The organism is Phyllobacterium sp. LjRoot231, from assembly GCF_964253365.1.
Classification (GTDB): domain Bacteria; phylum Pseudomonadota; class Alphaproteobacteria; order Rhizobiales; family Rhizobiaceae; genus Phyllobacterium.
On record NZ_CAXUQT020000001.1, the window covers coordinates 2,854,734 to 2,881,081 of the forward strand.

Sequence of the window (26,348 nt, forward strand, 5' to 3'; positions counted from 1 at the left end):
GTAATATCAGGCGGCTATGGCCGATTTTGCCTCGACCATTTCGAGGCCGAGCGCCTCGGCGACAGCCTGATTGGTGATGCGTCCCTTGTGAACATTGAGGCCATTGCGCAAATGCGGGTTGTCGACCAGCGCCTTGACGCCGCGATCGGCCAACTGCAAACCATATTGCAAAGTCGCGTTGTTGAGGGCATGGGCCGAGGTGACAGGTACGGCGCCCGGCATATTGGCGACACAGTAATGGATGATGCCGTCTACTTCATAGGTCGGTTCGGAATGAGTAGTCGCGTGCGAGGTCTCGAAGCAGCCGCCCTGATCAATAGCAACGTCAACTATAACTGCCCCCTTTTTCATACCGGAAAGCATTTCGCGAGTAACGAGCTTTGGAGCGGCGGCACCCGGGATCAAAACGGCACCCACAACGATATCGGCTGAGAATACTTCGTCGTCGAGAGCTTCGATGGTCGAGTAACGCGTATGAATACGGCCGCGGAAAAGGTCGTCGAGTTGGCGCAGGCGAGGTATAGAACGGTCGAGGATGGTAACGTCGGCGCCAAGGCCAGTCGCCATCATCGCCGCGTTGATACCGACAACACCGCCGCCGATAATGGTTACCTTGCCGGGCAGTACACCGGGAACGCCGCCAAGCAGAACGCCGCGGCCGCCATTGGCCTTCTGCAGCGCCGTCGCGCCCGCCTGGATAGCGAGGCGGCCAGCAACTTCGGACATCGGCGCAAGCAACGGCAGGCCGCCGCGGTCGTCTGTGACAGTCTCGTAGGCAATTGCGGTGACGCCGGAAGCCAGCAAACCTTTGGTCTGTTCCGGATCTGGCGCAAGATGGAGATAGGTATAGAGCAGCTGACCTTCACGAAGCTGCGCCCATTCTGAGGGCTGCGGCTCTTTCACTTTAACGATCATGTCTGCTTGCTGGAAGACTTCTTCGGCAGTCTTGACGATCTTCGCGCCTGCCGCCTGATAGGCTCCGTCATCGGCGCCTATCCCAATGCCAGCTCCGGACTGGACGATGACCTCATGGCCGTGGGCGATATATTCGCGTACGGCCCCCGGAGTGAGACCGACGCGATATTCATGGTTTTTGATTTCCTTCGGGCAGCCAACGCGCATAACGCCTCCTGTTTGGTTTTTAGATGTTCCCTTTTATACCAACATGACACCACAAATCGCGTCGCATGTCCTTGCCAAGAAGGCTCGACGCCCACTGGTTTTTCGAATATTATTGCGCGAAATGTGGCAATGCCGGAGGAAAGATCGAATAATGTCACTGGACAGGATTGATATCGCCATTCTTGATAGCTTGCAAAAAGACGGCCGCATGTCGAATGCGACGCTTGCGGAGAAGGTCGGGCTGTCGCAATCGGCCTGTTCGCGGCGGCTGGATATATTGGAGAAATCCGGCGTCATCCGTGGCTACCATGCACGGCTTTCCAACAAGATGCTCGGGCACCCGGTCATCGTCATCGTCAACATTTCGCTGTCAGGCCAGGCGGACAAACAGCTGCGCGAATTTGAAACCGCAGTAAAACTCTGTCCCAATGTATTGGTCTGCTATCTGATGTCGGGTGAATATGACTATCTCTTGCGCATTGCTGCGAAAGACCTTGAGGACTACGAGCGGATACACAAATTCTGGCTGTCAGCCATGCCGCATGTGACGAAGATAAACTCATCCTTTGCTTTGCGCGAGGTCGCGGACCGGACCGGACTCGGCGTTGAAACAGCGCTTATAGAGACCGCCAGCTAGCGCTATTTCGCGTCGTCACAACTAAATTACATCCCAGCGTTGAAAAATCTGCATAAGAATCGCACTTTCTTGCATAAGAATCGCACCTTCTTGCGTGGGTTTGAGACTTTTCTGCGCAAAACGCGCCCCGGATTTGGGCTCCGGTCTCTCAAACCATCCTCAAGCCGGTTTCCCGACAATAGTCACTCCGCGGCGCGCGCTTTTTTCACTTTCGCTGGCGCCTTGGCGTGCCAGGCAAGTTTGATGCGATGGCCAAGTTCCGCGTCGGACACAGCTTCCAGATGCATCAGGATGTAAGGCCAACCTTTGTAGTGGTCGGTCTCGAAATAGATGTTCGGAACGCTCTCCATTAGCAGCGGTTTCTCCTCCAGCGGGCAATGAATTGCAAAGGTCTCCCAATCCTTCAAACGTCCGATAAACGAGGTCTTCACTTTCAATGAGGGTGTGCCATGGGTCGTGCTGCGCACAAGCTCGGGGAGGTGCAGCGACTCGGCGATTGTCCAGATACGTTCAAAAGCCTCATCGAGCTTATCCGTCGTCATGATTTGTAGAACACCTGCCGCACATCGATATATTCGGAACGGAAACCCGCCTCGCAATAGAAGAGATAGAACTCCCAGAGCTTTTTAAAACGGCCATCGAAGCCGAGATGCCGCAGCCGGTCCCACGAGCCCCAGAAGCGCTCGCGCCATTCGGCCAGTGTCCGTGCGTAGTCCTGTGGAAAGATGTTCTCGCGATAGAGGTCCAGGCCGAAATCCTTGCCGAGGCTTTTCAGTTTCTCCGGCGTGGGCAGCATGCCGCCCGGAAAGACATAGCGCTGGATGAAGTCCGGCCGCTTGCGATAGCGGTCGAAGGACTTGTCATTGATGGTGATGATCTGCATGCCGGCGCTGCCGCCCGGATTGAGGCAATCCTTGACCTTGCCGAAGAACACCGGCCAATATTTTTCGCCGACCGCCTCGAACATCTCGATCGAGGCCACGTGGTCGTATTTGCCGGTCTCGTCGCGATAATCCTGAAATTTGATCTCGACCTTGCCGGAAAGCCCGGCCTTGTGGATGCGCTGCGTCGCGTAATCGAATTGCTCTCGGCTGATGGTCAGCCCGGTGACATGGGCGCCAACCTCGCGCGCCGCATATTCGGCAAAGCCGCCCCAGCCGCAGCCAATCTCCAGAACCCGGCTTCCGGCGGTGATGCCGATATTGCGGGCCAGCGCCCGGTACTTTGCGGTCTGGGCGCTTTCAAGGTCATTGGCGCCTTCGCCAAACAGCGCCGAGGAATAGGTCATCGTCGGATCCAGCCATTCGCGGTAGAAGGCGTTGCCGAGATCGTAATGCGCCGAGATATTCTTGCGAGAACGGGTAAGCGTGTTGTCGTTCAGCCAATGGCGCAGCCGCTGCACCGTGTTGATGAACCAGTTCGAGCCACCGGCAAGATCCTCACCTACCTGCTCGTTGAGCACGAAGAGTTCAAGGAAGGTGGTCACGTCAGGGCTATCCCAATCGCCATCCATATAAGATTCTGCAACGCCGATCGTGCCGCTGGCAAAGGCGCGGCGCGGCAAGTTCCAGTTGTGCAGGACGAGGGATGCATCCGGGCCGTGCTGCCTGCCGCCTACCTTGAAGATTTGCCGGTCCGGTGTGGTGATGGTTAGTGTGCCACGCGGCAGATGCGCCGCAGCACGCAAGGCCGCCTGCACCTTGAGCGGGAGACCCTTCAATGCCGCGCCGACATTTTCAGGCGTCAGCCATTTCAGCTGCGCCAGTGTTTCGGAAGTAGAAATCCCGATCTTGTTGGTCATCCGTCCGATCTTTCATTTGGCCGACTCAATATTTGCCGCCAAATGTCAAATATTCAAGATGTATTGTCCCTCGTCAATGCGGCAGGCTTGCCCTCAAATCAAAACCGCACCGTCAAATCCGCCTTCACGGCGTTGTCGCTGGCCTGTTTGGAGAACTGGCCGGTGTAGCTCACGCCAATGGTGGTGCTTCGGCCGATCCCCACATCGAAGCCTGCCTCGACGATTCCCGTATCCTGCGCCAGGGGCAGACCTTCGATGGTAAAGCTCTCGCCGCCGGAGAAGGCCAGCCGCTGCTGCGGCGTCACATCGCCATAGGCATGGCTCCAGCCGAGCATGCCACGCGCGGTCAGCACGATGGTGTCGCTCACGGCAAAGTCGCGCGAGGCGCGCAGGCCCAGCGTCGTTGTCGTCAGGTTGGTCGTTCCCGATTGGCCGGTGAGGTTGCTGATCTCGCCGCTTTCCTCAAAGCCATCCGTCTTCAGATGCACGTAGGAGGCTGCGGCAAAGGGTTCGAAATCGGCATAGGCGGTTTTGATTTCATAGCCGAGCTCGCCGAAGACCTGCACGGACTTGGCGGTTCGGCACGGCGCTGTCGCAAAATGAGATCGATACGAACCGCACGGCTATCTTCGGCAGCCTCGCCAATCACCACAGTGCGAGCTATGGCGCAAGCCGAGCCTGTCCCATTGCGTTCCGCCATAAAGCCCGATCTGGTAGCTGTCGACCGAGGCATAGGCCGCGCGGCCATCGAGCGAGGTATTGCCATAACCGGCCAGCACGCCGAGCCGCCAGCTATCGGCCACGACGCCGTCGAGCCCGGTGACGAAGCCGCCAATGTTGCGGCTGAAGCCGGAGGCATTGCCATTCCCGTCCGCATGCGCCCAACCGCCATAGGCCTCGCCCCAAAGGGCGACCGTCGATGCGGCTGGTTCTCCTGCGGCAAGCGCGGGATGCTGGGCAAAGGCATCGCCGCCCTTGGCCTTGGGTGCCGATGCGTAAGCCAAGGGTGACGTTACCGGCTGCGGCTTGGCGGCGACACCGTCGAAGGCGGCCCGCACCCGGTCTGTCGCCGCGCTGCTGACGAAGCTTGCATCCTTGGCGAGAACGCCGGAGAGCGTCGCCTGCACATCATCGACCAAGGGTGCGGCGATGGCGGAAGGTGTTCCAGGATTGTCGGTTGTAACCACTGTATCGAAGATGGCGTTGCCGAACCCGGTGGACTCGATTCCGGCGAGTGTCGCCCGCTGATTGCGGGTCTTGCCAAGTTCGGCAAATACCACATTGTTGCGGGCAAGCGTGGCGCTGACGCTGGTTGCGTCGTAGCCAAGTGTTGCCCCGATAAACACGTAGTTCGGCAGCACGTCATCGAAGGTTCCGATGACACCGCCAGCGGCAGTGAGGATCGTATAGGTCTTGCCGAGCAGCGCCACCGTCTCAGCCGGTGTCAAGGCTTCTGCTCCACGCTTGGGCTTGATCATCACAACGCCGCCGAGCAAAGACGTTTTGCCCTCGACGATCAATTGATCGCTGTTGGCGTCAACCACTTCGACGGAGAATATACTGCCTGGATTGAATACCGCATCTCCGGTCACAGTCAGTCGCATCGTGTCGATGGGAGTACCCGGCGCAGGCAAGCAATAAACCTTGCCATCGTCACCGACGAGCCAGACCTCGCCCAAGGAATTGCCGGGCGCAACCGTGCCGCCGCTGTTTGCGACGAGCGCACCCACTCGGCCATTGCCACTGAGGGTGCCGCTATCATTGACGCTGGCGTTATCGCTCGAACCATCAATGGAAGCCAAACCGCCGTTCAGGGTCACATCGCCCGTCGTGCCGGTTGCGTTGACGTTCAGGCGTCCGCCACTGTTGACCGTGGCATTCGCCGCCGTGCCATCGACCGACAGAAGACCGGTGTCATTGATGACGGATGCCGAGATGATCGAGCCACCAAGGCCGATGTTCAACTCGCCGCCATTGATGAGCGTGTCGCCGCGATAGGTGTTTTTTCCGGTCAGGGAGAGCTTGCCCGCACCGGATTTGGTCAGGCCGGCGTCGTAGCCGACGGGGCTGGCGAGCTTGGCGGCGAGAGTGGCGGTGCGGACTTCGGTGGAAGCGTATTCCGATTTTGCCGCAATCATGAGATCTGCCACGATGCGTTCCTTGACTTTTCCCAGACCTGTGGGTTCTATTTCAAATGCAACGGCGGGGTGGGGCAGGCTAATCCGGCAGCGATACTATTTCAACAAGCTGCTCCCTGAACACTTCGGTTGGGGTCCTGTAGTCAAGACACTTTCGCGGGGTCGCATTGAGGCGCTCGCATATTGACCTGACCGATTGATGTGGCAGTGACAGGAGATCGGTATCACGCGGCAGGTAGCGCCTCACTCTTTTGTTCATGTTTTCGACAGAGCCTTTTTGCCAGGGCGCTTGCGGGTCGCAGAACCATGCCTTCGTCCCCATCCCGGACTCCAGATCGCGCCAGGACACGAACTCGAAGCCCCGGTCAAACGTGATACTTTGCCTCGCTGAATGCGGAAGCGTTGACAGTTCATTGATCAGACGGCCCATGATCGGTTTCGATTGCCGGTCATTGTTGCGAAACAGGACAGTGTAACGGCTTTTACGCTCCACCAGTGTGGCAATGTTGGCATTGCCGTACTCCTTGCGAAAGATCATCAGATCACCCTCCCAATGTCCAAACTGGCCACGGTCATTGATCTGTGCGGGACGGTGGCGAATAGCCATAAAGTCCGGAAACACAAGACTTCGCGGCCTTCGGGCATAGCGCGGCTTTCGTTTGCGGCGACGCTCGGGCAAGTGACGGGCAAGCGCCTGGGATTGGCCATCTTCAGAATAGACGTAACGATAGATCGTCTCATGGCAGAGCCGGTGTTGACCATCAGGTTCTATCTTCAACCGGCCGGCTATCTGTTCAGGCGACCAGCCGGCTTTCAAACGATCGATGACGACATGACACAGTTGCGGATGCTGATGCAGCTTGCGATACGACCGCCGCCGCTGTTCACAAAGACTTTGCGCTGTCACATGCCAATAACCATCAGCCTGCGGGACTTCCGTGTCATGCCACCAATTGCGTTTGATCTCGCGGTGAACCGTGGACCGGCTGCGGCCAAGAACTGTTGCAATCTGCGCCAATCGAGCCTTGGCTTGTAACATCTGCGCAACGATACGGCGCTCATTCATATTCAATTGCCTGAAACTACGGGGCATTCCATCCTCCTGAAAACAAAGAGGGTTTAGCATTTGTTGCAATTGAAAATAGAATGTGCCACCAGATACTTTGAAAGTCGCATAATCCTTCTGAGCGGTAGAGTTATGTTCCCAGTCAGGATACTGCAGCGCGTAACCCTCAAGAATGGCTGAAGCCATAGGATTTGCCCTTACGGCCATCCTTGCAGCCCAAATTTTCCCCGGTTCGGAATCACTGGCTTTAAAAAAATCTGACAAAAGCACTTCGGCTGCCGCAATCTCTCTGTCAGTTGATTCCACGACTGCCAGTCTTTGCGCCTCGCCGATGCCGTTCTGCCAGCCCTTTTCGATCTTTCGCGCGGTCCATTCCGCAACCTCCGCCATTTCTTCTTTCTTACGCTGCTGCAACGCCTCATCGGAAATATTATTGCTCCAGGTGTCGCTCACATCTGCACCGAGATTGGCCTCGAACCGCGTCAGGAACTGGCCTGGGCCGTTCATGGCGCGTTCAAGGTTGGGCCTGCCCCATCCGAACACAACATTGGGTACATCCGGATTGTCATTGATGACTCGTTCGTCGGTCAGATGTGTCGCGGTCGTGAACAAAACATCACGTACCAGGGCGTTTGTCAGATAAGGATATTGCGCCTTCACCAGCGCCCAAGAAGCCGTCACATTGGGGGCGGCTGCGGATGTACCGTTGTACCAGTCTAAATAAGTAGCTAGCGGAGGATCCTTCACGAGATCCTTCGACCCATGCCCGAAATCATAGTCCGAACCGGAACTTTTCCGCCCCACCGAAGTACTGGTGATATCGACAGTTGGACCGGCCATGCACCAGTATTTCGTGACGCCGCATCGATCGTATATCGAGGTTCCTTCCTTGGTCACACCAGTGACGGCAATCCAGTATTTTTCTGTCTCGGGCCGGAAGTACGGCAGGCTTGCAACCGCACGCGGATTGTTTCTTCCTTCGTTGCCATTCGCCCAGACCTGTATGACTCCATATTCCTGCGAAACCTCGGCCGCAGCATCAAGAAAGGTCTTTTTGCCGGAAAAGCTGTTGTAGAGCCTGGTCAATCCGCCGATCGTTCCATAGTCGCCCGCTTGCGAGTATTCCTGCCCCCAACTGGAGTTGATCGCGCCGGCACCCGCCTTGGCGACGACGCCATAAGCCTCCTTGAAATAATTGTAATCGACGTTCGGGCCGAAGACAGTGGCATCGGTTCCACCGGAGTTCGACACGAAAAGATGCGAATCGAACGCGATGCCGTGCATCTTGAAGCCATCGCGCTTGGCAACCATCTCACCAGCCGCGGCAGTGCCATGGCTGTCATTGATCAGGGGATCGTAGTCTCCCGAAAACGAGAAAGCCTCGCCGGCTTTCCAGGTGCCGATAGCTGCCTCTCTGCCTTCGTAGCGCCATCCACCGGCGACAGCAACAAGATTGCCGGCGTTTCCTATAGTCAGTCCGTATTCAGGAACAGTTCGTTCTACGCGACAGCCTTCGTGGATCTGGAAGAGAAGAACAGTTTTGGCATTTATGCCGGCCTGACCGTGCCTTTTGGCAATGATATCAACGTGTCGACGAGCTTCGAACAGACCGCTGCCGGGACAGCGGGCGTCATTGATGTTTCGAAGTCGCAAGGGCTGCAGGAGGACAGTTACGGTTGGCGCTTGCGGACCCGCGAAGGCGTTTCGTCCGACCAATATGCGTCAGCAAGTTATCGCGGACGCTATGCGCAGGTTCAGGGCAGTGTCGAGCGATATGACGGGGCGATTCATGCAACGGCACAGATCGATGGCGCAATTGCTGTCGCGGATGGCGGGATCTTTGCCAGCAACCGCATCGACGATGCTTTCGCGGTGGTGGATGTGGGGGCGCCGGACGTCAATGTTTCTTACGAGAACAGGCCGGTCGGGCGGACGAACAGCAGCGGCCGGATTCTGGTGCCCGACATGAAATCCTGGCAGCCCAATACGCTCGCTATCGATCCCAAGGACCTGCCGGTCGATGCCAGCGTTGGCGTTACCACCGATGTCGTCGTTCCGGCTGATCGCAGCGGCGTGGTGGTCAATTTCAACGTGGCAAAGACCACGGCGTCGGCGCTGGTCAGTTTTGTGGATTCGCAAGGGATCCCGCTCGAGGCGGGATTGCGCGGAGAGGTCGTCGGCTCCGGCACGGGGTTCGTGATCGGCTATGACGGCGAGGCTTATCTTGCAGCGCTCGGTGTCCAGAACAGCGTCACGATCGACCTGACGGATGGCAAGAGTTGCCACGCGCAATTCCCTTATCAGGCCAAGCAGGGGTCACAGGTCAAAATCACAAAAGTGGTGTGCTCATGAAACGCTTTTTGCTCCGGCTCCTCTGCTTCCTGAGTGTGTGTTTGTTGCCGGCCGTCGCCCACGCGCAGACCTGTTCGTTTAGCGCGAATAGTATGACCTTTGCCGGCAGTACGCTGGCGGGAGCTGTGCTCAGCAGTTCCACGACTGTTTCAGCCAGTTGTACCGGCCTGTTGAGCCTCGGCACCCGCGTGCTGATTTGCCCGGATATCAACGAGGGGAGCGGCGGCGCTACCGCCGCCGCTCGCCAGATGGTTAGCGGCACGAACAAGCTCAACTACCAGCTATACTCCGATGCTGCTCACCAACTCGTGTGGGGATCAGCGACTTGGGGCTACGCGGCGCGTCCACCTGCATTTTATGTGCCGCTCTCCGGACTCCCTGGCGCCCTCTTTGGAAGTGCTACATCAACGATTACAATGTACGGCACAGTGTTGACCAACCAAACAGCGGCTGCGCCAGGAACCTATAGCTCGTCGTTTGGTGGTAGCGCAGCACAATTCCGCTATCGTTGGGACGATGGTCTTGGCTGCAACATCTCTAACGGGACGCAAACGCCTCCGAACTCTTTCACTGTCAGCATGGTGGTGGCGAAGGATTGCACCGTCTCGGCGCAGGACATCGATTTCGGCACGCGCGGCGTGCTCAGCTCCAATGTCGATGTGAACGGCCAGGTATCGGTCGCCTGTTCATCGACGACGCCCTATACGGTGGCGCTGAGCCAAGGCGGCGCCAATGCCGGACCGGTCGCGCGGCGGATGACCAAGGGAGCCGAGTTCATCACCTATGGCCTCTACACCAACACGGCACGAAGCCTGCCATGGGGGGATGTGACGCCGACCAACACCGTTGGCAATACAGGCACCGGCCTTGCACAGAATCTGCCGGTCTATGCACGCATTCCGCCGCAGACGACGCCGGGCGTCTACAGCGACACGATCATCGTCACGGTGACCTACTAGAACGTATTGCTGAAAAAGCAAAAGGCCGGGAGCTACCCGACCTTCCTAAGCTTACCTCGACACCAGTGCCAGTACATCCGTGGTCAAAAATGGAAATAAGCTATTCGCTATGACCAAGTATTAGCCTGCCATTACGACGGAATGATGACGCATGGCAGGAAATCCGGAAGCGCGTACGCCGTACAAATCGCGCTTGAGAACAAGGTGAACGATCAAGGTAAATGGAGGGTTAATGGATAATGACAAATCCAATCTAACCGGGCTAAGCCGGGCCAAGCAGCACGTCCGCGGGTCCTCGCGTGCGGTCGCAACGATAGCGCACTTCGTATCGCGGATCGAGGATGAGCGTCACATCCTGCGCAGTGCAGTTGCGCTCGGTAGAGCGGAGATATTGCTCGGCAACATCGCGATAGACGACAGGGGGAACAGAACCGAGACCAAGACCTTTGACGAAGCCTTGCGTTGCAGACGCGCTGCCTGCCGGTCCGATCATCAGCCTGCTTTGCGCAATATTGTCATAGATGGTGTATCTGTCGCCATTGGCTGCTTTAAATTGCTGGGGCGAAATGCCTGCATAATTATCCTTGGCGTACGTGATGGCGGCGCATCCCGCCAGCGCCGCCAGCATTATAGAAGCAGTCACTCGCAAAAGCATTTTCATCGTCTATTTCCTCTGTCTTTTCTGCCTTATCCAACTTGCCATCACTCCTGAATCAAATCATCCAACAGATCGGTAAGGACGATTGCCGCCACGGCTGGAAGATCCTCCGCGATCAAGCCGAAACCAAGGGTCTGTGCCGCAGCGCCGTGAACGAAGACCGCCGCACAGGCGGCCTCGAATGTAGGCATGCCCTGCGCCATTAACCCGGCAGCAAGGCCGGCGAGAACATCGCCCGAACCTGCGGTGGCCAGTAGCGGTGTTCCATTGGCATTGATCGCGGCGCGTCCATCCGGAGATGCGATAACAGTGTCGGCGCCCTTGTAGATGATGATCGCATGGGCACGGACGGCAGCAGCGCGGGCCCTTTCGACCTTGGAAGGTGTCTCGTTCTCGACGATATCGGGAAACAGGCGCTTGAACTCGCCTTCGTGCGGTGTCAGCACCAGACGGATTTCCGGTGCGCTGCGCGCGGCGTTGAAGAGGACATCCGGATGATCCTGAAACGACGTGATAGCGTCGGCATCGAAGACCAGTTTCGCGGTTTGATTCCGCAGCAAGGCGAGAGCAAAATCGCGTGCTTTTTCACCAATGCCGAAACCCGGCCCAAGCACGAAGGCGGAAGCTTTCCGCGTTTCGATAAAGGATCGCAAATCTTCCGGGTGATCGCAGCGGCTGAGCATGATCGAGGTGAGGTGGGTGGCGTTGACGGCCAGCGCTTCCGCCGGCGACAGGAGTGTCACCGCGCCCGCACCGTTTCTTGCCGCCGCCAAAGCCGATAGCCGCGCCGCGCCTGTTGCGGTCGCGCCGCCGGAAAACACTGCGACGTGACCGCGCTTGTACTTGTGGGTATTGGCTTCCGGCGCCGGGAGCGAATCCCGCCACAGGTCTGGCGTATTTTCAAAACAGCGCGGCCGGATGGCTTCGAGGACGTCCTTGCGAATACCGATATCGGCGACGATCAACTCCCCGCACAGGTGCCGCCCCGGATAAAGCAGATGGCCGGGCTTCTTGCGAAAAAAGGTGATGGTGCAATCCGCCTTGAAGACAGGCCCGAGCGGCTGGCCGGTCAAGCCGTCGAGCCCTGACGGCACATCGACTGCAATACGCCTTACCGATGCTTCATTGGCACGTTCGATCGCCTCGGCGGCCCCGCCGGTGACCCCTCTGTTCAGTCCTGCGCCGAACAACGCGTCGACAATGAGGCTGCCGGGCGATGGCCGGAATTCGCCGATGGGTCGGGGCTGGACAGGACAGTCCTGCAAGGCGCGCGCCGCGTCGGTTTGCGGCTTCGGTTCGCCGGATGACCACACATGCACCACGGCGCTGCTTTCGGCGAGCAGGCGTGCAATAACGTAGCCGTCACCGCCATTGTTTCCGGGTCCGCACAGGATATGAAATTCGGGAGCATCGCCATGCTCCGCCAGAAGATGGCGGGCAATGGCAGACCCGGCATTCAGCATCAGGCCGTAGCCATCGCAAGGACCGGCCGCGATTGTCAGCCTGTCCGCTTCAGCCATCTCTTCAGGCGTCAAAATTTCGTGGGTCATTTAAAACTGGTGCTCTCTGCGAAGATTCTGCAACAGAGTAAAGCTTTCATACCGGTCCCGTAAGCCTTCAACGCGGCTATGCATCCAAAGTTCATTTCGTGCGTTCCTGACGCGTCACCTTTGGAGGTAAAGTCATGACTGCAACAGGCATCAAGGAACATATGGAAGTGATCGGCGCCGACGGCGTTCATATCGGTACGGTGGACCATGTCGAGGGAGCGCAGATCAAGCTAACGAAAAAGGATAGCGGGGAGGGCTCGCACAGGGGTCATCATCATTACATTCCAACATCACTGGTCGCGGAAGTGGAAGGCGACAAGGTTCGATTGTCCGCCAATTCGGATGTGGCGGTGACGTTCGAAGAAGAAGCATCCGAAAAGTAATCTTGAGACTGCCGCGGGTCGCAGCAGCCCGGCGCGCGGATCACACAGCACCCAATCGCACCAGTACCGCGCGCGGAATGCCGTAGTGACGAATGGCGTCGTCGTGGCTGCGCAGGCCGCAAAGTTCGCGCTGGATGAAATAGGCATGCACCGCGCGAGCCGCGGCCTTCAGATACAGCTGGCGTTCCGTTTCCGGCGCTGCATTGAGGTTTTCCAATGTCTGCTCGACCTTCTCTCCAGCGCGGCCAAGGGCGGCAGCCATTTCGGCCATGATTTCCATATCGAGGGCGTTGGGCGGGCTGTCCCGGTCGAACCTGGCGGAGATGCTTTGCGGAGGTCTGAATGACATGGGTGGACTACGAACGTTGACTACGGGATGGCGGCGATTCGAGCATAAAGCCTGTGCCGGCGCAAGGAGTGGCGGAACATTCGCGGACGCGCGGGATTATCCCTCGAATACAAGGAGGTATTGACATGGGTGATCCAGTACCAATTCCGAAGCCAGGACCAGACCCGAACAAGCCCAGCGATCCGGGTCCTGTGCCGCGGCCCGAAGAGCTACCGCCCGAGCCTGATCCTTTGCCCGGAGAAATCCCGGTAGAGGAACCGCCACCCGATCGATTGCCGGACGAGATGCCGGTGCCGAACCCCGACGAGGTGCGGGAGCGGCCGAAGCATGTTTGATCGAAACAGTTTAGGCGCCGTCGATTTTCGCGGCGCCCAACTATTGTTTCAGCCAACTTCTCTATTGATGCTAGCGTTGCTGATTACCATTGTATCCGCCAGGTCTACTCACTGGCGGAATATAGATCGGGGCGTTGCCTGGGCCTCCTGTCGACGGCCGATCATCGTTTCGTGGCGGTCGCGGCGTATTCGGACGGTCTACCCGAACCTGGTCGTTGTTACGGCGCCAATCTTCCCGTCGCCTGGAATTGTTGCGCCAGTCATCGTGGCGGTAGTCGTAGCCGGGCCTATAGCGGTAGTCGTAGCCGGGCCTATAGTAGCGGGGCCTGTAGTAGCGGGGCCTATAATAGCTGGGTCCGTCATAAAAGCCGCCATCATAAATGGTGGTGCCGTAATAGCCGCCATATCCGCTGTACCCGCCATAGTATGGCCCGGTGGTCTCGACGCATCCGGAGACTGGCAGGCCCGACAGGCCGACCATCGCGGCGATTATAAGAGATTTCATTGACATTATAATTCCTCCCGACTGTTGTTATCAGCCGCTGTGATCGTTCAACAAATGTACGATAAAAAGGTTCCAGCGTTTATCGGTCAACGTCGACACGAGAAGAGGTGACACTGCACCATTTCAGCATCGTTGCACCAGAGACGTCTGGAAAGCGCGCCCGAGGTCCTCGTGTGAGTCTCGGGTAACTATAACATCCAGTGCGCTTTCTCCGCGAGGGATGTTAGCGCTGGCCGTTTCGGGCGAATAGAGACGTTGCGCCCAGCACGAGAGGTGCTGGCCACTCAGGGGCTGAAGCATTCAAGAAGGCGGCGGCGCTTCAACTGCTGGATGAGGCGACTGATTTGGTAGCGGGTCGTCCTTGGAAAATAACGCCAGCGCACCCAACAGGGCGAATAAGATCAAAAACGCTGCGATCATAGCGCATTGGTGGATCATCGTGCACCTCCGTCTTTTACCATATCCGGCATAGGCACGAATGGTTACCCATCCTTTAAAATTTCTTGCGATTGACGGCCACACCTATCGAGTCCGGATCGGTAACGAAGTGGATGAAGGTCACCTGACGGCAAAAAAAATAGCCGGACCTACGCCCGGCTGAAGTGGGGGGAACCAGGCGCGCCATAAATCGGGGGAGGAGGCCGTGCCTAGTTCTTTCGATGTATTCCTGCGGAAAACATATTGCAAGAACTAATCCTTTTTACTTAGTTCCTGTCGGTATTTTACGTCGGCGGTGCGGCATGGCTTCAACGACCATCATGTCGAACTGCATCTGAACTATTTGGGCGAATATTCGGCGCACCCCCGCACCGACCAAATCGTTGCGATGGTGAGTGAACCATCTGGAAGGGCGTGCAAAATACGTTTTAATGTTGCCCCAAGCGTTGCCCAGAAGCGCAAAAGCAAAAGGCTTGAGCGATTTCTCGGCTCAAGCCTTTGTGCTGACTGGCTCCCCGGGCCGGATTCGAACCAGCGACCGATCGGTTAACAGCCGATTGCTCTACCACTGAGCTACCGGGGAATAGCTGCTTATTCATCAGCGAAGTGGCCTATAGCAAAAGGGTTTCGCTTTTGCAAAGGACCATTTCGATTTTTTTCGACTTATGTGCATAACAGAATGATGACATGGGGCGAAAGCGTTCCTACATCCGGCTTTGAATATGGTTTTATGAAAGAGAAGATTTTTGTCTGAAGACCCGGAAGATAAGGAAAGCCAAGCAAATTCCGCGCATCACGGCCACAGGAAGCGCCGGCATATGCGCATTTTTGGCCGCCACATCCCCGTCCCACAATCGGTGGCGATGCGTCGCACGCTTGGCGGAGCGCTGGTTGCCGGAGGTGCGCTCGGTTTCCTGCCTGTTCTCGGTTTCTGGATGGTTCCGCTCGGGCTGGTCGTCCTTTCGCAGGATTCGGCTCTGGTGCGGCGCAAACGCCGCCAGATCGAAGTCAAGCTCGGCCGCCGCTGGAAAAGCGGGTGGTTTGCGTCGGAAAAGGACAAAGACTGAGCTGTTTTCGCTTCTTCACCTGTCATGAGGGGCAATTCGTGGCTTGTCCGTCCAGGCCTTCGCTCGTGCGTTCGAAGGTAACCGTGGCAGATGGTTTCGAACGATCGATCCTGATCACGTAGAGACTATCAAAATCCTTGCCATCCCAGTTCGGCACAGTTTCGGGGTCGGCGCCGTGGGCGCTCATGAAGTCGCGGGCAAGTTGCTGGATCTGTTTGTGTTCCCAGGCGACAACAATCAGGGCGCTGCGGTTTTCCGGCTGGTCGATCGCTTCCCGCAAGCCTTGAATATCCGTCAGGCCAAAACTCGTATCGACGGGCAGTCCGAATTTGACTGCAGTCGGCTCGATCGTCGCGAGCGGCCGCACGTAATTGTAGTATTTGCCATCGTCTTTGTTCTGGTCAGAAGGATCCGGCGCGTAAATCGCATCGGGCTTGCCAAATTTCTTTTCGATCGTTGCGGGCAGGGCGAGCGCGCGATTAAGTCCCTGGCAGCTGATCTGGCCAAGTCCAGCCTCGGGCTTCTCGCCATGGCGCAGCATGACAATGGTCTCAGTAGCAGTCGGGGTCTCGATGCCGGCCGGGTTTGCCTCCTGCGCGAGAGCGTTTGCCGGCAGGAGAAAGGGCAGAGCGATGATGAAAAACGCATGCTTCCTTGCGATTCGATGCGCCATAGTGCGGATACTCCTTTGTCTGCGACTGCCTGCAGTTTTCGGGATAACCTATCGCGCTTGTGTGCCGAACCAAAATTAAATGAACGTAATCAATTGCCACACAAACGGCTGTTCAGAATGAGCTAAGGATTTCTTGCGGAATGGCTTGACTAGCCCGGCGGCCTTCCATATTGAACCAATCCGTGAATTCAACGGGTTATCCTTGTAGCCTGGCGACTTTGAGGCCTCGTGGCGGAGTGGTTACGCAGAGGACTGCAAATCCTTGCACCCCGGTTCGATTCCGGGCGAGGCCTCCACAGTTGCAATGAGCCGAACCTACGGAGTCTTCTTTGAAGATGTACCGTTTCGATCCCATGGGATCGTAAACTTGCCACCCCGACGGCTCGAAACGAATTCTTGTGTCGGATGCTTCTTCATCGAGAGCATCGCGGATGACATCGCATAAGTAATGTTTCGGCTCGATCGGTGCGATACAGACCTGTTCGAAGCAGCCGAAGCGACCGCGAGTCATAGACCCCCTCGGCGTTTGGCGCGTAGCGCAGGCGCGCCGCGCTATCTCCGCCAAATACCAGGACGTAATCGTAGAGGTTCTTGAGTGTTTCGTATGCGGGAGGCGCTGCGGCCGGATCGTCGGTTCGCGCCAGCGCGGCCAGTGAGGCATAAGGTTCGCGGTAGGCAACCCAGAACGGCTGGAACGGCCAGATGTAGAAACTCGATAGGAACGCTGAGCGATCGATGACGCTCCAGGCGCCAACGTGGGGCGAAATGGACAGGGTAGTTTCGCCCTGGTCCAGCATGACGGTCGCAATCCTTGAGCCCTCGGGGACCTGAGCCAGGATACTTCTGACTCGTCCGTACTCCCCATCTCGCAATCCCCACTCGTAAGTCGTTTCGAGGCTGATGAGAAATACAGCCGACGCGATTGCCGCCAGTGCGAAGCGCGGCACCCACGTCCCGCGCTCCGTTGCTTCCAACCCACACCAGGCAAGGAGGCCACAAGCGGGGATCAGTCTGATGTCGACGAGATTTGAGCCGAACCCGGAGGGCGGAAGCAAGGCGATTGCAATCGCAAGCAGTCCGGCCATCCATCGTGCGGAAGTGGCCAACCGCAGTGCACGCTCTCGAAAACTGAAATAGAGTACGAAGACCAGGGGTAAGCCGATCGCGATCTGGCCAAACGTATAGCCCGAAACGCCGACCCCTGGTGCAAGGTAGACAAGTACTTATAGACGATCGACATCCCCAACCCTGCGAACGGACTTGGTGCCGGTACATAGCTGCCCGCTGAATTCGACGACACCAGCACATGCAGCATGGCCGCCGGCACGAACTGCATCAGCGCCAGGAGCAGGGGGCGCCACGCGGAGAGAGTTAGCAGGCGGCCCCGGCTGCGTGCGAGACTCAATTCATACCCGACGACACCGATAACGTAGATACCCAGCGCACTCAAATGGCACAAATATAACACGACGGATCCAGCCGAGAAGGGTATCAAACGACGAGCCCCCGCCTGCCTGCCCGCAACGATCCATGCTGAAAGCAGCCAGAAGGCGGCGCCAACGCCAAAGAGATAGTTCAACAGACCTAGCCGGAAGATCGCGCTGTTGGCAAACAGCAACACACCCAGCAGCAGGTAGCTGAAGCAACCGGTGATGGTTCGACCCACCATGACGGCGCCAGTGGTCAACAGCAACGTTGAAAGCGAGGCGAAGACCTTGAGTGCGAGCGCAAGGCTCATCCAGCTCGCCAGCGCCGGTACGATGACTTCCATCGCCAGATTGGTGCCGATCTGCAGATCTCGAAGCTCGTAGTAGCGCTGCAGCGTCTCGGATTGCGAAAGACGCATCAGTGTATGGATTCGGGCCAGATGGTTTGGAAAGTCCGTGATGTCTGGGTGCTGGACCCAATAGAGCGGAAACTGCGTCACGGCGAATAACGCAAGAAACCAGCATGCGAAGTTTCGCGCTGCAAGTGATCCAGTGCGAATCGTCAGTCCATCGTCATTTGTGGGCGAAGCCCCATTGAGCACCCGGCGGACCGCGCGATCGATGATGTAGCAAGGTCGTCCCTTTACGCGGCAAATCCATTGCTTAACGGCGGCCCACGCGGATGCGATCACAGAGCGTGTCGCTTGTGGTTAGCCGTCGACAGTGAAATAGCCCCCGAATTATCCGGACAGTCCCTCACACTTAATTAAGTGGTAGGAGTATTGTTAGGAATATGACCAGTCGCATGCCCCATATTGAGATTTTGAACGGACCGGAACGGCGCCGTCGTTGGACGACAGCCGAGAAGCTGGAAATGGTTCAGGAAACCTACGAGCCTGGCGCTACGGTCAGTCTCGTTGCCCGTCGCCGGGGTGTTGCGCCCAATCAGCTGTTTGGCTGGCGCAAGCTGGCAGCTCAGGGTGCCTTGATGGCAACGGGATCGGAAGAAGAAGTTGTGCCAGCTTCGCAATACCGCGCCCTTCAGAACCAGGTCCGTGAACTTCAGCGGCTTCTAGGCAAGAAAACCATGGAAACGGAAATCCTCAAGGATGCCCTTGAGGTCGCCACGGATTCAAAAAAACAGACATTGCGGTCCTTGTCGTGGCCGAAGGACGGCACCCGATGAACCCCATCTGCGATATCTTGAATGTTTCCCGCTCTAATATTGCCGAACGCTCATCCGGCAGACCGGCCATGCGGCGCGGCCGTCCGCCACAACCCGATGCTGATTTGGTCGAAGAGATCAAAGCCATTATTAGTGCCATGCCGACATACGGCTATCGCCGTGTTCATGCAGTTTTGCGCCGAAATGCCAAGGCGGAAAACCGTTCATGGCCCAATCACAAGCGGGTTCACCGGGTGATGAAGGTTCATGGCCTCTTGCTTCAGCGCCATACCGGCAATCACGAAAGCCGCAAGCATGACGGCCGTGTCAGCGTTGACCAATCCAATCTGCGGTGGTGTTCCGACGGCTTCGAGATCGGATGCGACAATGGCGAAAAAGTCCGTGTCGCCTTCGCTCTCGATTGCTGCGATCGGGAAGTGATCGGCCATGTCGCAACCACAGAAGGGATCAAGAGCGAAGACGTGCAGGACCTCGCCATCCTTGCTGTCGAAAGCCGCTTCGGCCAGGTCAATACATTGCCGCACTCCATTGAATGGCTGACGGACAATGGCTCCTGTTTCATTGCCAAAGACACCAAATCCCTGCTCAAGGACATTGGCATGGAAGCACGAACCACTCCGGTCAGAAGCCCGGAATCGAACGGCATGGCCGAAGCCCTCGTCAAAACCTTCAAGCGCGACTACGCCGACGTTAATCCAGCGCCAGACGCAAAAACCGTCATTAAATCCTTGCCTTTGTGGTTCGAGCACTACAATGCTCTTCACCCGCACAAAGCTCTCGGATATCGTTCACCCCGAGAGTTCATCGCTGACCAAATCAACCCGTGAAACTGTCCGATCTTTCGGGGGCATCTACAGACAGTCGCTTCATGTCCATATCGCGTTCATCCAATCGGATACTGATTTCCAGCATCTAGGCCCACAAGCTTGTCTGGAACTGGATGTGACCTGGCGAACGGCCCAAGCGGACTACACCGTTGATTCACATAGCGCGCCAGATACCTTTCTTGACGTAAGTTCAGAAGATGTCATACTTCTGTTGCATAGGCATCTTACTTGAGGGGGTAATGCCATGGAACATGTATCAGACAAGCTCGTGAACGCTCTGGCGCAGATTTCAGAAGGTGAGAAGCGATTTTTCTCATATCTGAGTCACCGATGGTCTGCGTTCAAGTCTGCTTCTGTAGCTATCTATTGCTGGATAGTTGACGCTTTATACTGATGTTTACGTTTCTTTTGGAAGACTACGGCCTCCTTCGCGGACGGCTGCACCAACAAGACTGCTTAATGGCGGCTATGGGAATGGCCAAATTACGCCGGCTCAAATCCACCAACTCCCCAGCGCGTGGCCATGGCAAGCGCGACCACCGGGCCGGTTCAAATCGGCTAGACGGCAGCCCTGCAAGGAGGTGGTGAATGTTCGTTTCGGTCGAGAAGAACTTCATCTTCGTCCATGTCGCCAAGACCGGTGGCCAGGCGTTGAAGCGGGCTTTGCGCCCCTATGCCGTGCCGAAAGCCTCCGGCCAATGGCGGCGACTCCTGTCGCATCTGCCGGTCGAAGAAGGTTTCGACACTCAGTTCGGCCCGCATGCCTCGGTGCGCTGGGCAAAGCTAAAACTGCCACGCGCCTTCTTCGAAGGGGCCTTCAAATTCGGGCTGGTGCGCAACCCCTACGACCTCGCCGTCTCCCGATACGCTTTCGTTAGCGGCCACTGCAACCACCACCGCCACAAAGACGCGCAGACGCAGAGTTTCACCGATTTCCTGCGCCAGGAGCGCCGTCGTGCGTTGTGGCGCCCGCGCGATCAAAGCTCGATGCTGTGCGATTTCGGCGGTAAGCTGCTGGTCGACCAGGTCTACCGCTTCGAACGGATGGAAGAGGCGTTCGCAGATATCGTCACCCGACTGGACCTGCCCGAGTCCCCGGAACTGACTCGCAAGAATGCCAGCCAGCGCGGTGCCTATCAGGAATATTACACCCCGGTCGAGCGCAAGCTGGTCGAGCAGATATGGGGCCGTGATCTCGAAAAATTCGGTTACGAGTTTTAGGGTAATCCGAAACTGATGCAGAAGATATCGCCGCTGCTATGTATGTGCTTGAGACGAACGTGTAGGCGCAGCGGCCGTATCGAGTGTGGAAAACGACGCCCGTCTTTTCTCAAGGCAGGCGTTCGTTGTCATCGATCAGGTGGACTGAGGAAGGCGCGCGATGACCTTGATCTCAAAATCGAAGCCGGCCAGCCAGTTCACCCCTACCGCGGTCCAATTCGGGTAGGGCTCCTCACCGATTGCCTTCAGTCGAACGGCGTCAACAGCCTCCCACTGCGTGGCCGGATCGGTGTGGAAAGTGGTCACGTCAACAACGTCGTCGATCGAACAACCGGCGGTCTTCAGCACTGCCGCGAGGTTGTCAAAGGCGAGCTGGACCTGCTTCTCGAAGACCGGCTCGGGCGACCCGTCCTCACGGCTGCCGACCTGGCCCGAGACGAACAGAAAGTCGCCCGAGCGGATCGCCGCCGAATATCGGTTGATCTCGTAGAGTGCCTGCCGACCGGCAGGGAAGATGGCATCGCGTTTTGTCATTGTTCGTTCCTCTTGGAATAAGGCAGGCCAGGCCCCAGACGCGACGTTGTTTCACCGGGAAAGGGAGAGACGTCTGTGCAGGTTCAGGTTTTCAGGCCCTCTGCGCTTTACTGTCCGGGACGATCATTGATATACGTCCCGTATGTCGGTATATATTGACATACGCACCGTATGTCAATTGGCATACGCGGCGTATGTATTTCATAGGAGATGGTCGTGGTCGCAAGACGCCGTGCGCAGATGATGGAGGAAACCCGGGCCAAGCTCATTCGAGCCGCTCGGAAGGCTTTCGCGGCCAAAGGCTACGCGGGGGCATCGATGGACGATCTGACCGCCGAAGCTGGCCTGACGCGGGGCGCTCTCTACCACAACTTCGGCGACAAGAAGGGTTTGCTGCAGGCCGTTATCGACCAGATCGACGCAGAAATGCTGGCACGGATGCGCACGGCACAAGAACGGGCGGGGACCGCATGGCTTGGATTCCTCGCGGAGAGCATCGCCTATATCGAGATGGCTTTGGAGCCGGAGATCCAGCGCATCATGCTGCTGGACGGACCGGCCGTGCTCGGCGATCCATCGCAATGGCCCAACCAGAATGCGTGCCTTCGCACGACGACACAAACAATCCAGACGCTGATCGATGAAGGAACGGTCAGGCCAGTGGATGCGGAAGCTGCCGCCCGGCTACTCAATGGAGCGGCGCTGAACGCATCGCTCTGGATTGCCGCCGCCGGCAATCCTCACACTGTCTTTACAAAGGCTGTCGAGGCTTTCCAATATCTCGCCGCCGGTTTGCTGCAGAAAGAGGGCTGACCGCACGACCGCTAGGATGTTCCGGGGATCGGCTCGGACCGCTCTAGCTGGAGCGTCGTTCGGAATATCTGCGATAGACGCCTCGACCGGCTTTCTTGGCGATGTAAAGCGCGGCGTCGCCGCACCAGAGCAGGCTTTCCGGCGTATCGCCGTCGCGCGGCGCCAGGGCAGCTCCGATCGTGACGCTGATGGCCACGGGCTCGGGGCCGCCGAGATCGTAGGGTTGCGAAACCGATCCGATAATACGGTCGGCAACGCTGGCTACCTCGTTGGATGTCGCCTGCAACAGGACAATGGCAAATTCATCGCCGCCCATGCGATAGACAACATCATTCTTGCGCAAGCATGATTGCAGGCGGTCTGCTACAAGCTTCAAAAGACTATCGCCCTCGGCACGTCCGAATTGGTCGTTGAACTTCTTGAAGCCATCGAGATCAATACAAAGAATAGCAAATTGCAGGCGGTCATCGAAGTCACTTTGGGCATAGGAACCACAAAGACTATCGAGATGATCTTCAAGCGCGGCTCTGTCGGCCAGCCCGGTCAGTTCATCCTGGCTTATAGGGAAGTCATTGAATCCCTTGATCTCAATCATCTGCTTTGCATTCCTACCGTTCGCAGAACGACTCCGATCTGCAAGTATAGAATGACAGGTGCAGGCAATCTATTCAATCCCGGAATAACCCTACGGTTAAGGGAAGCACCATAAAGGTGGTGCACGGACGCCTCATCCGGAAATTATTGGAGGCTCGATCAGCCAACGGCGTTAGTCATTCATTGACGCTGATGGAAATTTTTGTCACATCCTCTGATAAATTATCGCTTCTGGTCACAGATGGGTAACCATACAGGCTGTAAGGTCTGTGCCGATCGTCAGGAGCATGTCGCGCGCTTGCAAGGCTTTGTGTTGCGAGTGCCTTGAAGAAAGCTTGTAGACCATGACGTTGAATTTTGAAGACCTCCGGATCAAGATGGTCGACAATCAGTTGCGTACGACTGATGTGACCGACAAACCCTTGCTCCAGGCCTTTCTCGATGTGCCGCGCGAGAAGTTCGTGCCGAGCATTCGCATGCCTCTCGCCTATATCGATGACGACGTCCTTGTTTCGGATGGCCGCTATCTGATGCAGCCTTCGCCTTTCGCCAAGCTTGTTCAGCTCGCCAATATCCAGCCGGGAGATGTCGTCCTCGATATCGGATGCGCCACCGGCTATTCCTCGGCGGTGCTGTCGCGGGTCGCGCGTTCGGTTATAGCGGTCGAATGCGATGCCGAACTGGCCGACCAGGCCCGCTCGAATCTGGCGTCGCTCGGGTTCGACAATGTGGTCGTCGTCAACGGACCGCTCGAAAGCGGCTGTGCGTCCGAAGCGCCCTATGATGTAGTTCTAATTGAGGGTAGCGTTGATCACGTTCCTGCGCCATTATTTGATCAGTTGAAGAACGGGGGACGGCTTGTGGTTGTTGAGGGCGCGGGAAACGCTGGAAAATCAATGATTTACGTCAAGAATGACGGAATCGTTTCGGGGCGTAGCGCGTTCAATTCGGCCGTCAAAACGCTGCTCGGCTTCGAGAAAATAGCAGAATTCGAGTTCTGAAACCCGTTACACATGAGACAAAAGTGCAACGGTTGGCCACTTTGTTTGCATTTTAGGGAATGCCCCTGTGGTCAACCAGGAAAATGATGGCTATCTAAAGCACACTGTCGAACCGAATGGTTCGGTCGGAATATTGAGAGAATGAAGGGGTTTATAGTGTTCATAGCGGGCAAGCGATTATTAACCGCAGCGCTGTTGTCAGCCACGGTACTAACCTCTACGCCTTCGATGGCTGAGACCATATTTGGAGCAATGGCCAAGGCCTATGAGAGAAACTCCACGGTCAATGCGGACAGGGCAGGCGTACGCGTCACCGACGAAGGTGTGGCAGTTGCAAAATCGGCGTATCGTCCGACTGTAAACGGGAACGCATCCCTCACCACGACGGCGGAACGGTTCGATGGCGGCTCCAATGGCCGCGTGGATGTAGGGACATTCGGTATCACCGTCAACCAGTTGCTGTTTGACGGATTCACCACGAAGAACAACGTTGCTTCTGCGAAAACGCAAGTGCTCGCGGCCCGTGAAAACCTGCGCAACAGTGAACAGAACTTGTTGTTCAGTGCAGCACAGGCATTCATGGATGTCTATCTTACCCGCCAGATCGTCGTCCTGCGACGGAAGAACATTGAATTCCTCGACGAACAGTTGCGTGCTGCGCGGGCACGTTTCGATGTTGGTGAAGGAACGCGGACCGACGTTGCGCAAGCCGAGTCTTCGTTGGCTTCCGCCATCGCTTTGCTAGCCGCGGCAAAATCCGACGAAAAGAATGCCGAAGCTACCTATATTCAGATTATCGGAGCCGCGCCTGACCGCCTGAAGGCCGCGTCGATGGCATCGAAATCACTGCCGAGATCCATGGACCAGGCATTCAGCATTGCCACCAACAATCACCCGGCAATCCTGGCTACGCAATATGCAGTCGATGCGGCCGGATACAATGTAAAAGCGCAGGAAGGTCAGCTTCTGCCACAGATCGGCCTTCAAGGATCTGTCACCCGCAACGAGATTTTTTCGGGTGGTATAAGCGGCGACACGATAGATTCGAGCGCTGCTTCCGCTGGAATCCAGGTAACAATTCCTATCTACAGCGGCGGCAGGACATCCGCTCTGGTTCGCCAGTCGAAAGAAACACTGGGACAGCGGCGCATTGAAGTCGACGTGGCGCGCGACAATGTTCGCCAGGCAATCGCGACCGCCTATTCGCAAATGGAATCGGCGAAGGCGCAGATTGTCGCCCAGAGGTCCGTGGTTGCGGCGGCTGAGCTCGCCTTGAACGGTGTTATCGAAGAACGCAAAGTTGGCCAGCGCACGACACTCGACGTGTTGAATCAGCAGGCTGAAGTGTTGACCGGACAGATCAGCTTGGCGCAGGCCGAACGCGACAGTGTCGTTACAAGCTACGCCGTTCTTCTCGCGGTTGGGCGTCTGAGCCCGGGGCAGATCGGCTTGCAGGTCGCGGAATACCATCCTGAAGAGCACTACGATGCTGTGAAAGACAAGTGGATCGGGCTGCGCACGCCGGACGGCCGCTGACCTTCGATTATCCTTCGACCATGAATAGTATTTGCCGTCAGGTTAGCACCTGGCGGCAAATTGCTTTTCAGGACCGGTTTTCACAAAAGTCTGTGGGTTAGCCTCAAACGATCCCCGCAGGGATTCTCAAACGCAATACAAGCCTCTACACTGAATACAGATTCGTTGCAGCGCAATGAAACAAGATGTAGTGGGCAAGAGTATCATGGCACAATCATCCAGCGTCGCCCGGGAACCCTCCATGGAGGAGATTCTCGCATCGATCCGCCGCATCATCGAAGAGAGTGATACGGGGCGGCCGGATGAAGCCGTGCCTCAGCCAGTCAACTCCGATGTAGCGCCACGCGCTGCTGTTGCCGAACCTGAGCCTGCGGCGCACCTCGGCGAGGAAGCCGAGCTTCCACCGCGCGAAGGCATCGCCGTTCCGCCGGCAGCGCCTCGATCCTACGAGACAGCATTGGGGCGCCCGGCCTCGCCGCTGCAATCAAAGCTGGTTGAGCGGGAATCTGCACGGCCGGCACCCGAGGCCAAAGCCGAAAGCGCGAAATTGCCAACGGCTCCAGCCGAACCACAGGTAGATACCCTTGAAGTTACCGCAGCGCCCGTCGAAGATGCTCTCGAGGCTTTTCTAGTACCGGAAGTGTCTCCGGAACCAGTGCCAGCCGCGATGCCGCCGGAACAGGAATTCATTGCTGAGCCCGTTGAGGTCGCAAGCGAAATCGATTTCGTGGAACCAGATGCGGCATCACTCGCGCCAACCGAGACTGCAGCCGGGCAACCGGACGCGAACATGGATGAGGACGTGTCGCTCGATCTGCAGCGTACTCTCGAACCAATCCTGTCCGAGACTGCCGAGCGTCAGGTCAGTGCTGCCTTTGACGATCTATCGTTTGCGATCAGGAGCGAGCAGCGGCGCTCATTCGACGAGATCGCGCAGGAAATCATGCGGCCTCTGCTGCAGGACTGGCTCGACAACAATTTGCCGACACTGGTCGAACGCCTCGTGCGCGAAGAGATTGAGCGCGTGGCAAGAGGCGGCCGGCGGTAAGATCCGCTTCTCATATCTAGTGCTGCCGAGGACCGCCGATTGGCGGTCTTTGCGTTTCAAGGAGTCAGTCAGCATTGACTTATCTCCGGCCATTGGGTTTACACCGTAGCCAATCCTTTTTCCGCAAA

Annotated in this window: 25 protein-coding genes, 2 tRNA genes and 3 pseudogenes; 13 read left to right on the forward strand and 17 right to left on the reverse strand. The window is 57.2% G+C overall.

The genetic code is table 11. From position 1 onward, the window contains the following. Window positions 1-6: 6 nt before the first annotated feature. Window positions 7-1,122 (reverse strand): alanine dehydrogenase, encoded by a 1,116-nt coding sequence (gene ald, locus ACSQ3H_RS14105; RefSeq protein WP_436117630.1) that lies wholly within the window; start codon window positions 1,120-1,122, stop codon window positions 7-9. A 151-nt stretch (window positions 1,123-1,273) separates the two neighbouring features. Here ald and ACSQ3H_RS14110 point away from each other — a divergent pair, with 151 nt between their 5' ends. Beyond that, a complete protein-coding gene (locus ACSQ3H_RS14110; RefSeq protein WP_114428935.1) occupies window positions 1,274-1,759 on the forward strand; it encodes an Lrp/AsnC family transcriptional regulator in 486 nt (161 codons plus the stop codon). 182 nt (window positions 1,760-1,941) lie between these two features. On the opposite strand, the gene ACSQ3H_RS14115 is transcribed toward ACSQ3H_RS14110, so the two are convergent. From ACSQ3H_RS14115 to ACSQ3H_RS14135, 5 genes and pseudogenes are all read right to left on the reverse strand, one after another. Next, on the reverse strand, window positions 1,942-2,301 hold the full coding sequence (locus ACSQ3H_RS14115; protein WP_436117631.1) for an MmcQ/YjbR family DNA-binding protein: 360 nt from the start codon (window positions 2,299-2,301) through the stop codon (window positions 1,942-1,944). Beyond that, window positions 2,298-3,560, reverse strand: coding sequence for a class I SAM-dependent methyltransferase (locus ACSQ3H_RS14120; protein ID WP_436117632.1), 1,263 nt, complete (start codon window positions 3,558-3,560; stop codon window positions 2,298-2,300). Before ACSQ3H_RS14120 ends, ACSQ3H_RS14115 begins: the two co-directional genes overlap by 4 nt. A gap of 98 nt (window positions 3,561-3,658) precedes the next feature. After that, window positions 3,659-5,698 (reverse strand): annotated as a pseudogene (locus ACSQ3H_RS14125) (autotransporter domain-containing protein). Window positions 5,699-5,777: 79 nt separating this feature from the next. Then, the gene (locus ACSQ3H_RS14130; protein WP_436117907.1) at window positions 5,778-6,791 is read right to left on the reverse strand and encodes an IS30 family transposase; all 1,014 of its coding nucleotides are present in this window, start codon (window positions 6,789-6,791) and stop codon (window positions 5,778-5,780) included. A gap of 561 nt (window positions 6,792-7,352) precedes the next feature. Next, window positions 7,353-8,075, reverse strand: a pseudogene (locus tag ACSQ3H_RS14135) (S8 family peptidase); the annotation flags it as partial. On the opposite strand from ACSQ3H_RS14135, the gene ACSQ3H_RS14140 reads away from it, so the two are divergent. Together ACSQ3H_RS14140 and ACSQ3H_RS14145 are read left to right on the forward strand one after the other, a co-directional pair. Then, window positions 8,022-9,116: a fimbria/pilus outer membrane usher protein gene (locus tag ACSQ3H_RS14140; protein ID WP_436117633.1), complete on the forward strand. Its 1,095-nt coding sequence runs from the start codon at window positions 8,022-8,024 to the stop codon at window positions 9,114-9,116. The pseudogene ACSQ3H_RS14135 and the gene ACSQ3H_RS14140 sit on opposite strands and share 54 nt — an antisense overlap. Beyond that, window positions 9,113-10,075: a Csu type fimbrial protein gene (locus tag ACSQ3H_RS14145; RefSeq protein WP_436117634.1), complete on the forward strand. Its 963-nt coding sequence runs from the start codon at window positions 9,113-9,115 to the stop codon at window positions 10,073-10,075. The genes ACSQ3H_RS14140 and ACSQ3H_RS14145 overlap by 4 nt, the downstream gene beginning before the upstream one ends. 262 nt (window positions 10,076-10,337) lie before the next feature. Here ACSQ3H_RS14145 and ACSQ3H_RS14150 read toward each other — a convergent pair whose 3' ends face one another. After that, the gene (locus tag ACSQ3H_RS14150) at window positions 10,338-10,736 is read right to left on the reverse strand and encodes a hypothetical protein (RefSeq protein ID WP_436117635.1); all 399 of its coding nucleotides are present in this window, start codon (window positions 10,734-10,736) and stop codon (window positions 10,338-10,340) included. Window positions 10,737-10,777: 41 nt separating this feature from the next. Next, complete coding sequence (locus ACSQ3H_RS14155; RefSeq protein ID WP_436117636.1) at window positions 10,778-12,283, reverse strand: NAD(P)H-hydrate dehydratase; 1,506 nt, start codon at window positions 12,281-12,283, stop codon at window positions 10,778-10,780. A 134-nt stretch (window positions 12,284-12,417) separates the two neighbouring features. Between ACSQ3H_RS14155 and ACSQ3H_RS14160 the strand changes: the two genes are divergently transcribed. Further along, a complete protein-coding gene (locus ACSQ3H_RS14160) occupies window positions 12,418-12,666 on the forward strand; it encodes a DUF2171 domain-containing protein (RefSeq protein ID WP_436117637.1) in 249 nt (82 codons plus the stop codon). Window positions 12,667-12,706: 40 nt separating this feature from the next. On the opposite strand, the gene ACSQ3H_RS14165 is transcribed toward ACSQ3H_RS14160, so the two are convergent. Then, the gene (locus tag ACSQ3H_RS14165) at window positions 12,707-13,015 is read right to left on the reverse strand and encodes a DUF6665 family protein (RefSeq protein ID WP_436117638.1); all 309 of its coding nucleotides are present in this window, start codon (window positions 13,013-13,015) and stop codon (window positions 12,707-12,709) included. A gap of 125 nt (window positions 13,016-13,140) precedes the next feature. On the opposite strand from ACSQ3H_RS14165, the gene ACSQ3H_RS14170 reads away from it, so the two are divergent. After that, entirely contained in the window at window positions 13,141-13,350 is a 210-nt protein-coding gene (locus ACSQ3H_RS14170) for a hypothetical protein (RefSeq protein WP_436117639.1), read from the forward strand. A gap of 70 nt (window positions 13,351-13,420) precedes the next feature. Here the strand turns inward: ACSQ3H_RS14170 and ACSQ3H_RS14175 are convergent, their stop codons facing one another. Beyond that, window positions 13,421-13,855 (reverse strand): hypothetical protein, encoded by a 435-nt coding sequence (locus ACSQ3H_RS14175; protein ID WP_436117640.1) that lies wholly within the window; start codon window positions 13,853-13,855, stop codon window positions 13,421-13,423. 946 nt (window positions 13,856-14,801) lie between these two features. Next, a tRNA-Asn gene (locus ACSQ3H_RS14180) sits at window positions 14,802-14,876 on the reverse strand. 235 nt (window positions 14,877-15,111) lie between these two features. Between ACSQ3H_RS14180 and ACSQ3H_RS14185 the strand changes: the two genes are divergently transcribed. Next, the gene (locus tag ACSQ3H_RS14185) at window positions 15,112-15,360 is read left to right on the forward strand and encodes a hypothetical protein (protein ID WP_436117641.1); all 249 of its coding nucleotides are present in this window, start codon (window positions 15,112-15,114) and stop codon (window positions 15,358-15,360) included. A gap of 22 nt (window positions 15,361-15,382) precedes the next feature. On the opposite strand, the gene ACSQ3H_RS14190 is transcribed toward ACSQ3H_RS14185, so the two are convergent. Next, window positions 15,383-16,033, reverse strand: coding sequence for a hypothetical protein (locus tag ACSQ3H_RS14190; RefSeq protein WP_436117642.1), 651 nt, complete (start codon window positions 16,031-16,033; stop codon window positions 15,383-15,385). Window positions 16,034-16,255: 222 nt separating this feature from the next. On the opposite strand from ACSQ3H_RS14190, the gene ACSQ3H_RS14195 reads away from it, so the two are divergent. Then, a tRNA-Cys gene (locus ACSQ3H_RS14195) sits at window positions 16,256-16,329 on the forward strand. Window positions 16,330-16,397: 68 nt separating this feature from the next. On the opposite strand, the pseudogene ACSQ3H_RS14200 reads toward ACSQ3H_RS14195, so the two are convergent. From ACSQ3H_RS14200 to ACSQ3H_RS14210, 3 genes and pseudogenes are all read right to left on the reverse strand, one after another. Then, window positions 16,398-16,466 (reverse strand): annotated as a pseudogene (locus tag ACSQ3H_RS14200) (hypothetical protein); the annotation flags it as partial. Then, window positions 16,447-16,980 (reverse strand): hypothetical protein, encoded by a 534-nt coding sequence (locus tag ACSQ3H_RS14205; RefSeq protein WP_436117643.1) that lies wholly within the window; start codon window positions 16,978-16,980, stop codon window positions 16,447-16,449. The gene ACSQ3H_RS14205 and the pseudogene ACSQ3H_RS14200, both read right to left, overlap by 20 nt. 59 nt (window positions 16,981-17,039) lie before the next feature. Next, window positions 17,040-17,960 carry a hypothetical protein gene (locus tag ACSQ3H_RS14210; protein ID WP_436117644.1) on the reverse strand — a complete coding sequence of 307 codons (921 nt, stop codon included), beginning with the start codon at window positions 17,958-17,960 and terminating at the stop codon, window positions 17,040-17,042. Between the two features lie 293 nt (window positions 17,961-18,253). Between ACSQ3H_RS14210 and ACSQ3H_RS14215 the strand changes: the two genes are divergently transcribed. Next, window positions 18,254-19,473 (forward strand): IS3 family transposase gene (locus ACSQ3H_RS14215; RefSeq protein ID WP_436115654.1). Its coding sequence is split into 2 segments (ribosomal slippage): window positions 18,254-18,593 and window positions 18,593-19,473, totalling 1,221 coding nucleotides; the frame shifts between segments, so codons are not numbered across the junction. Between the two features lie 588 nt (window positions 19,474-20,061). Beyond that, window positions 20,062-20,694, forward strand: coding sequence for a sulfotransferase family 2 domain-containing protein (locus ACSQ3H_RS14220; protein WP_436117645.1), 633 nt, complete (start codon window positions 20,062-20,064; stop codon window positions 20,692-20,694). A gap of 135 nt (window positions 20,695-20,829) precedes the next feature. Here the strand turns inward: ACSQ3H_RS14220 and ACSQ3H_RS14225 are convergent, their stop codons facing one another. Then, window positions 20,830-21,228, reverse strand: coding sequence for a RidA family protein (locus ACSQ3H_RS14225; protein ID WP_436117646.1), 399 nt, complete (start codon window positions 21,226-21,228; stop codon window positions 20,830-20,832). 210 nt (window positions 21,229-21,438) lie between these two features. Between ACSQ3H_RS14225 and ACSQ3H_RS14230 the strand changes: the two genes are divergently transcribed. After that, complete coding sequence (locus ACSQ3H_RS14230; protein ID WP_436117647.1) at window positions 21,439-22,041, forward strand: TetR/AcrR family transcriptional regulator; 603 nt, start codon at window positions 21,439-21,441, stop codon at window positions 22,039-22,041. A 43-nt stretch (window positions 22,042-22,084) separates the two neighbouring features. On the opposite strand, the gene ACSQ3H_RS14235 is transcribed toward ACSQ3H_RS14230, so the two are convergent. Beyond that, on the reverse strand, window positions 22,085-22,636 hold the full coding sequence (locus tag ACSQ3H_RS14235; RefSeq protein WP_436117648.1) for a diguanylate cyclase domain-containing protein: 552 nt from the start codon (window positions 22,634-22,636) through the stop codon (window positions 22,085-22,087). Window positions 22,637-22,979: 343 nt separating this feature from the next. Between ACSQ3H_RS14235 and ACSQ3H_RS14240 the strand changes: the two genes are divergently transcribed. From ACSQ3H_RS14240 to ACSQ3H_RS14250, 3 genes are all read left to right on the forward strand, one after another. Further along, complete coding sequence (locus ACSQ3H_RS14240; protein WP_436117649.1) at window positions 22,980-23,636, forward strand: protein-L-isoaspartate O-methyltransferase family protein; 657 nt, start codon at window positions 22,980-22,982, stop codon at window positions 23,634-23,636. A 141-nt stretch (window positions 23,637-23,777) separates the two neighbouring features. Continuing rightward, window positions 23,778-25,172 carry a TolC family outer membrane protein gene (locus tag ACSQ3H_RS14245; protein ID WP_436117650.1) on the forward strand — a complete coding sequence of 465 codons (1,395 nt, stop codon included), beginning with the start codon at window positions 23,778-23,780 and terminating at the stop codon, window positions 25,170-25,172. Window positions 25,173-25,377: 205 nt separating this feature from the next. Further along, a complete protein-coding gene (locus ACSQ3H_RS14250; RefSeq protein WP_436117651.1) occupies window positions 25,378-26,220 on the forward strand; it encodes a DUF2497 domain-containing protein in 843 nt (280 codons plus the stop codon). Window positions 26,221-26,348: the final 128 nt, after the last annotated feature.

Coding starts and splice junctions, on each gene's coding strand:
- ald (WP_436117630.1), bottom strand. CDS start 1,122: ATGCGCGTTGGCTGCCCGAAGGAAATCAAAAACCATGAATATCGCGTC.
- ACSQ3H_RS14110 (WP_114428935.1), top strand. CDS start 1,274: ATGTCACTGGACAGGATTGATATCGCCATTCTTGATAGCTTGCAAAAA.
- ACSQ3H_RS14115 (WP_436117631.1), bottom strand. CDS start 2,301: ATGACGACGGATAAGCTCGATGAGGCTTTTGAACGTATCTGGACAATC.
- ACSQ3H_RS14120 (WP_436117632.1), bottom strand. CDS start 3,560: ATGACCAACAAGATCGGGATTTCTACTTCCGAAACACTGGCGCAGCTG.
- ACSQ3H_RS14130 (WP_436117907.1), bottom strand. CDS start 6,791: ATGCCCCGTAGTTTCAGGCAATTGAATATGAATGAGCGCCGTATCGTT.
- ACSQ3H_RS14140 (WP_436117633.1), top strand. CDS start 8,022: ATGCGAATCGAACGCGATGCCGTGCATCTTGAAGCCATCGCGCTTGGC.
- ACSQ3H_RS14145 (WP_436117634.1), top strand. CDS start 9,113: ATGAAACGCTTTTTGCTCCGGCTCCTCTGCTTCCTGAGTGTGTGTTTG.
- ACSQ3H_RS14150 (WP_436117635.1), bottom strand. CDS start 10,736: ATGAAAATGCTTTTGCGAGTGACTGCTTCTATAATGCTGGCGGCGCTG.
- ACSQ3H_RS14155 (WP_436117636.1), bottom strand. CDS start 12,283: ATGACCCACGAAATTTTGACGCCTGAAGAGATGGCTGAAGCGGACAGG.
- ACSQ3H_RS14160 (WP_436117637.1), top strand. CDS start 12,418: ATGACTGCAACAGGCATCAAGGAACATATGGAAGTGATCGGCGCCGAC.
- ACSQ3H_RS14165 (WP_436117638.1), bottom strand. CDS start 13,015: ATGTCATTCAGACCTCCGCAAAGCATCTCCGCCAGGTTCGACCGGGAC.
- ACSQ3H_RS14170 (WP_436117639.1), top strand. CDS start 13,141: ATGGGTGATCCAGTACCAATTCCGAAGCCAGGACCAGACCCGAACAAG.
- ACSQ3H_RS14175 (WP_436117640.1), bottom strand. CDS start 13,855: ATGAAATCTCTTATAATCGCCGCGATGGTCGGCCTGTCGGGCCTGCCA.
- ACSQ3H_RS14185 (WP_436117641.1), top strand. CDS start 15,112: ATGCGCATTTTTGGCCGCCACATCCCCGTCCCACAATCGGTGGCGATG.
- ACSQ3H_RS14190 (WP_436117642.1), bottom strand. CDS start 16,033: ATGGCGCATCGAATCGCAAGGAAGCATGCGTTTTTCATCATCGCTCTG.
- ACSQ3H_RS14220 (WP_436117645.1), top strand. CDS start 20,062: ATGTTCGTTTCGGTCGAGAAGAACTTCATCTTCGTCCATGTCGCCAAG.
- ACSQ3H_RS14225 (WP_436117646.1), bottom strand. CDS start 21,228: ATGACAAAACGCGATGCCATCTTCCCTGCCGGTCGGCAGGCACTCTAC.
- ACSQ3H_RS14230 (WP_436117647.1), top strand. CDS start 21,439: ATGGTCGTGGTCGCAAGACGCCGTGCGCAGATGATGGAGGAAACCCGG.
- ACSQ3H_RS14235 (WP_436117648.1), bottom strand. CDS start 22,636: ATGATTGAGATCAAGGGATTCAATGACTTCCCTATAAGCCAGGATGAA.
- ACSQ3H_RS14240 (WP_436117649.1), top strand. CDS start 22,980: ATGACGTTGAATTTTGAAGACCTCCGGATCAAGATGGTCGACAATCAG.
- ACSQ3H_RS14245 (WP_436117650.1), top strand. CDS start 23,778: ATGAAGGGGTTTATAGTGTTCATAGCGGGCAAGCGATTATTAACCGCA.
- ACSQ3H_RS14250 (WP_436117651.1), top strand. CDS start 25,378: ATGGCACAATCATCCAGCGTCGCCCGGGAACCCTCCATGGAGGAGATT.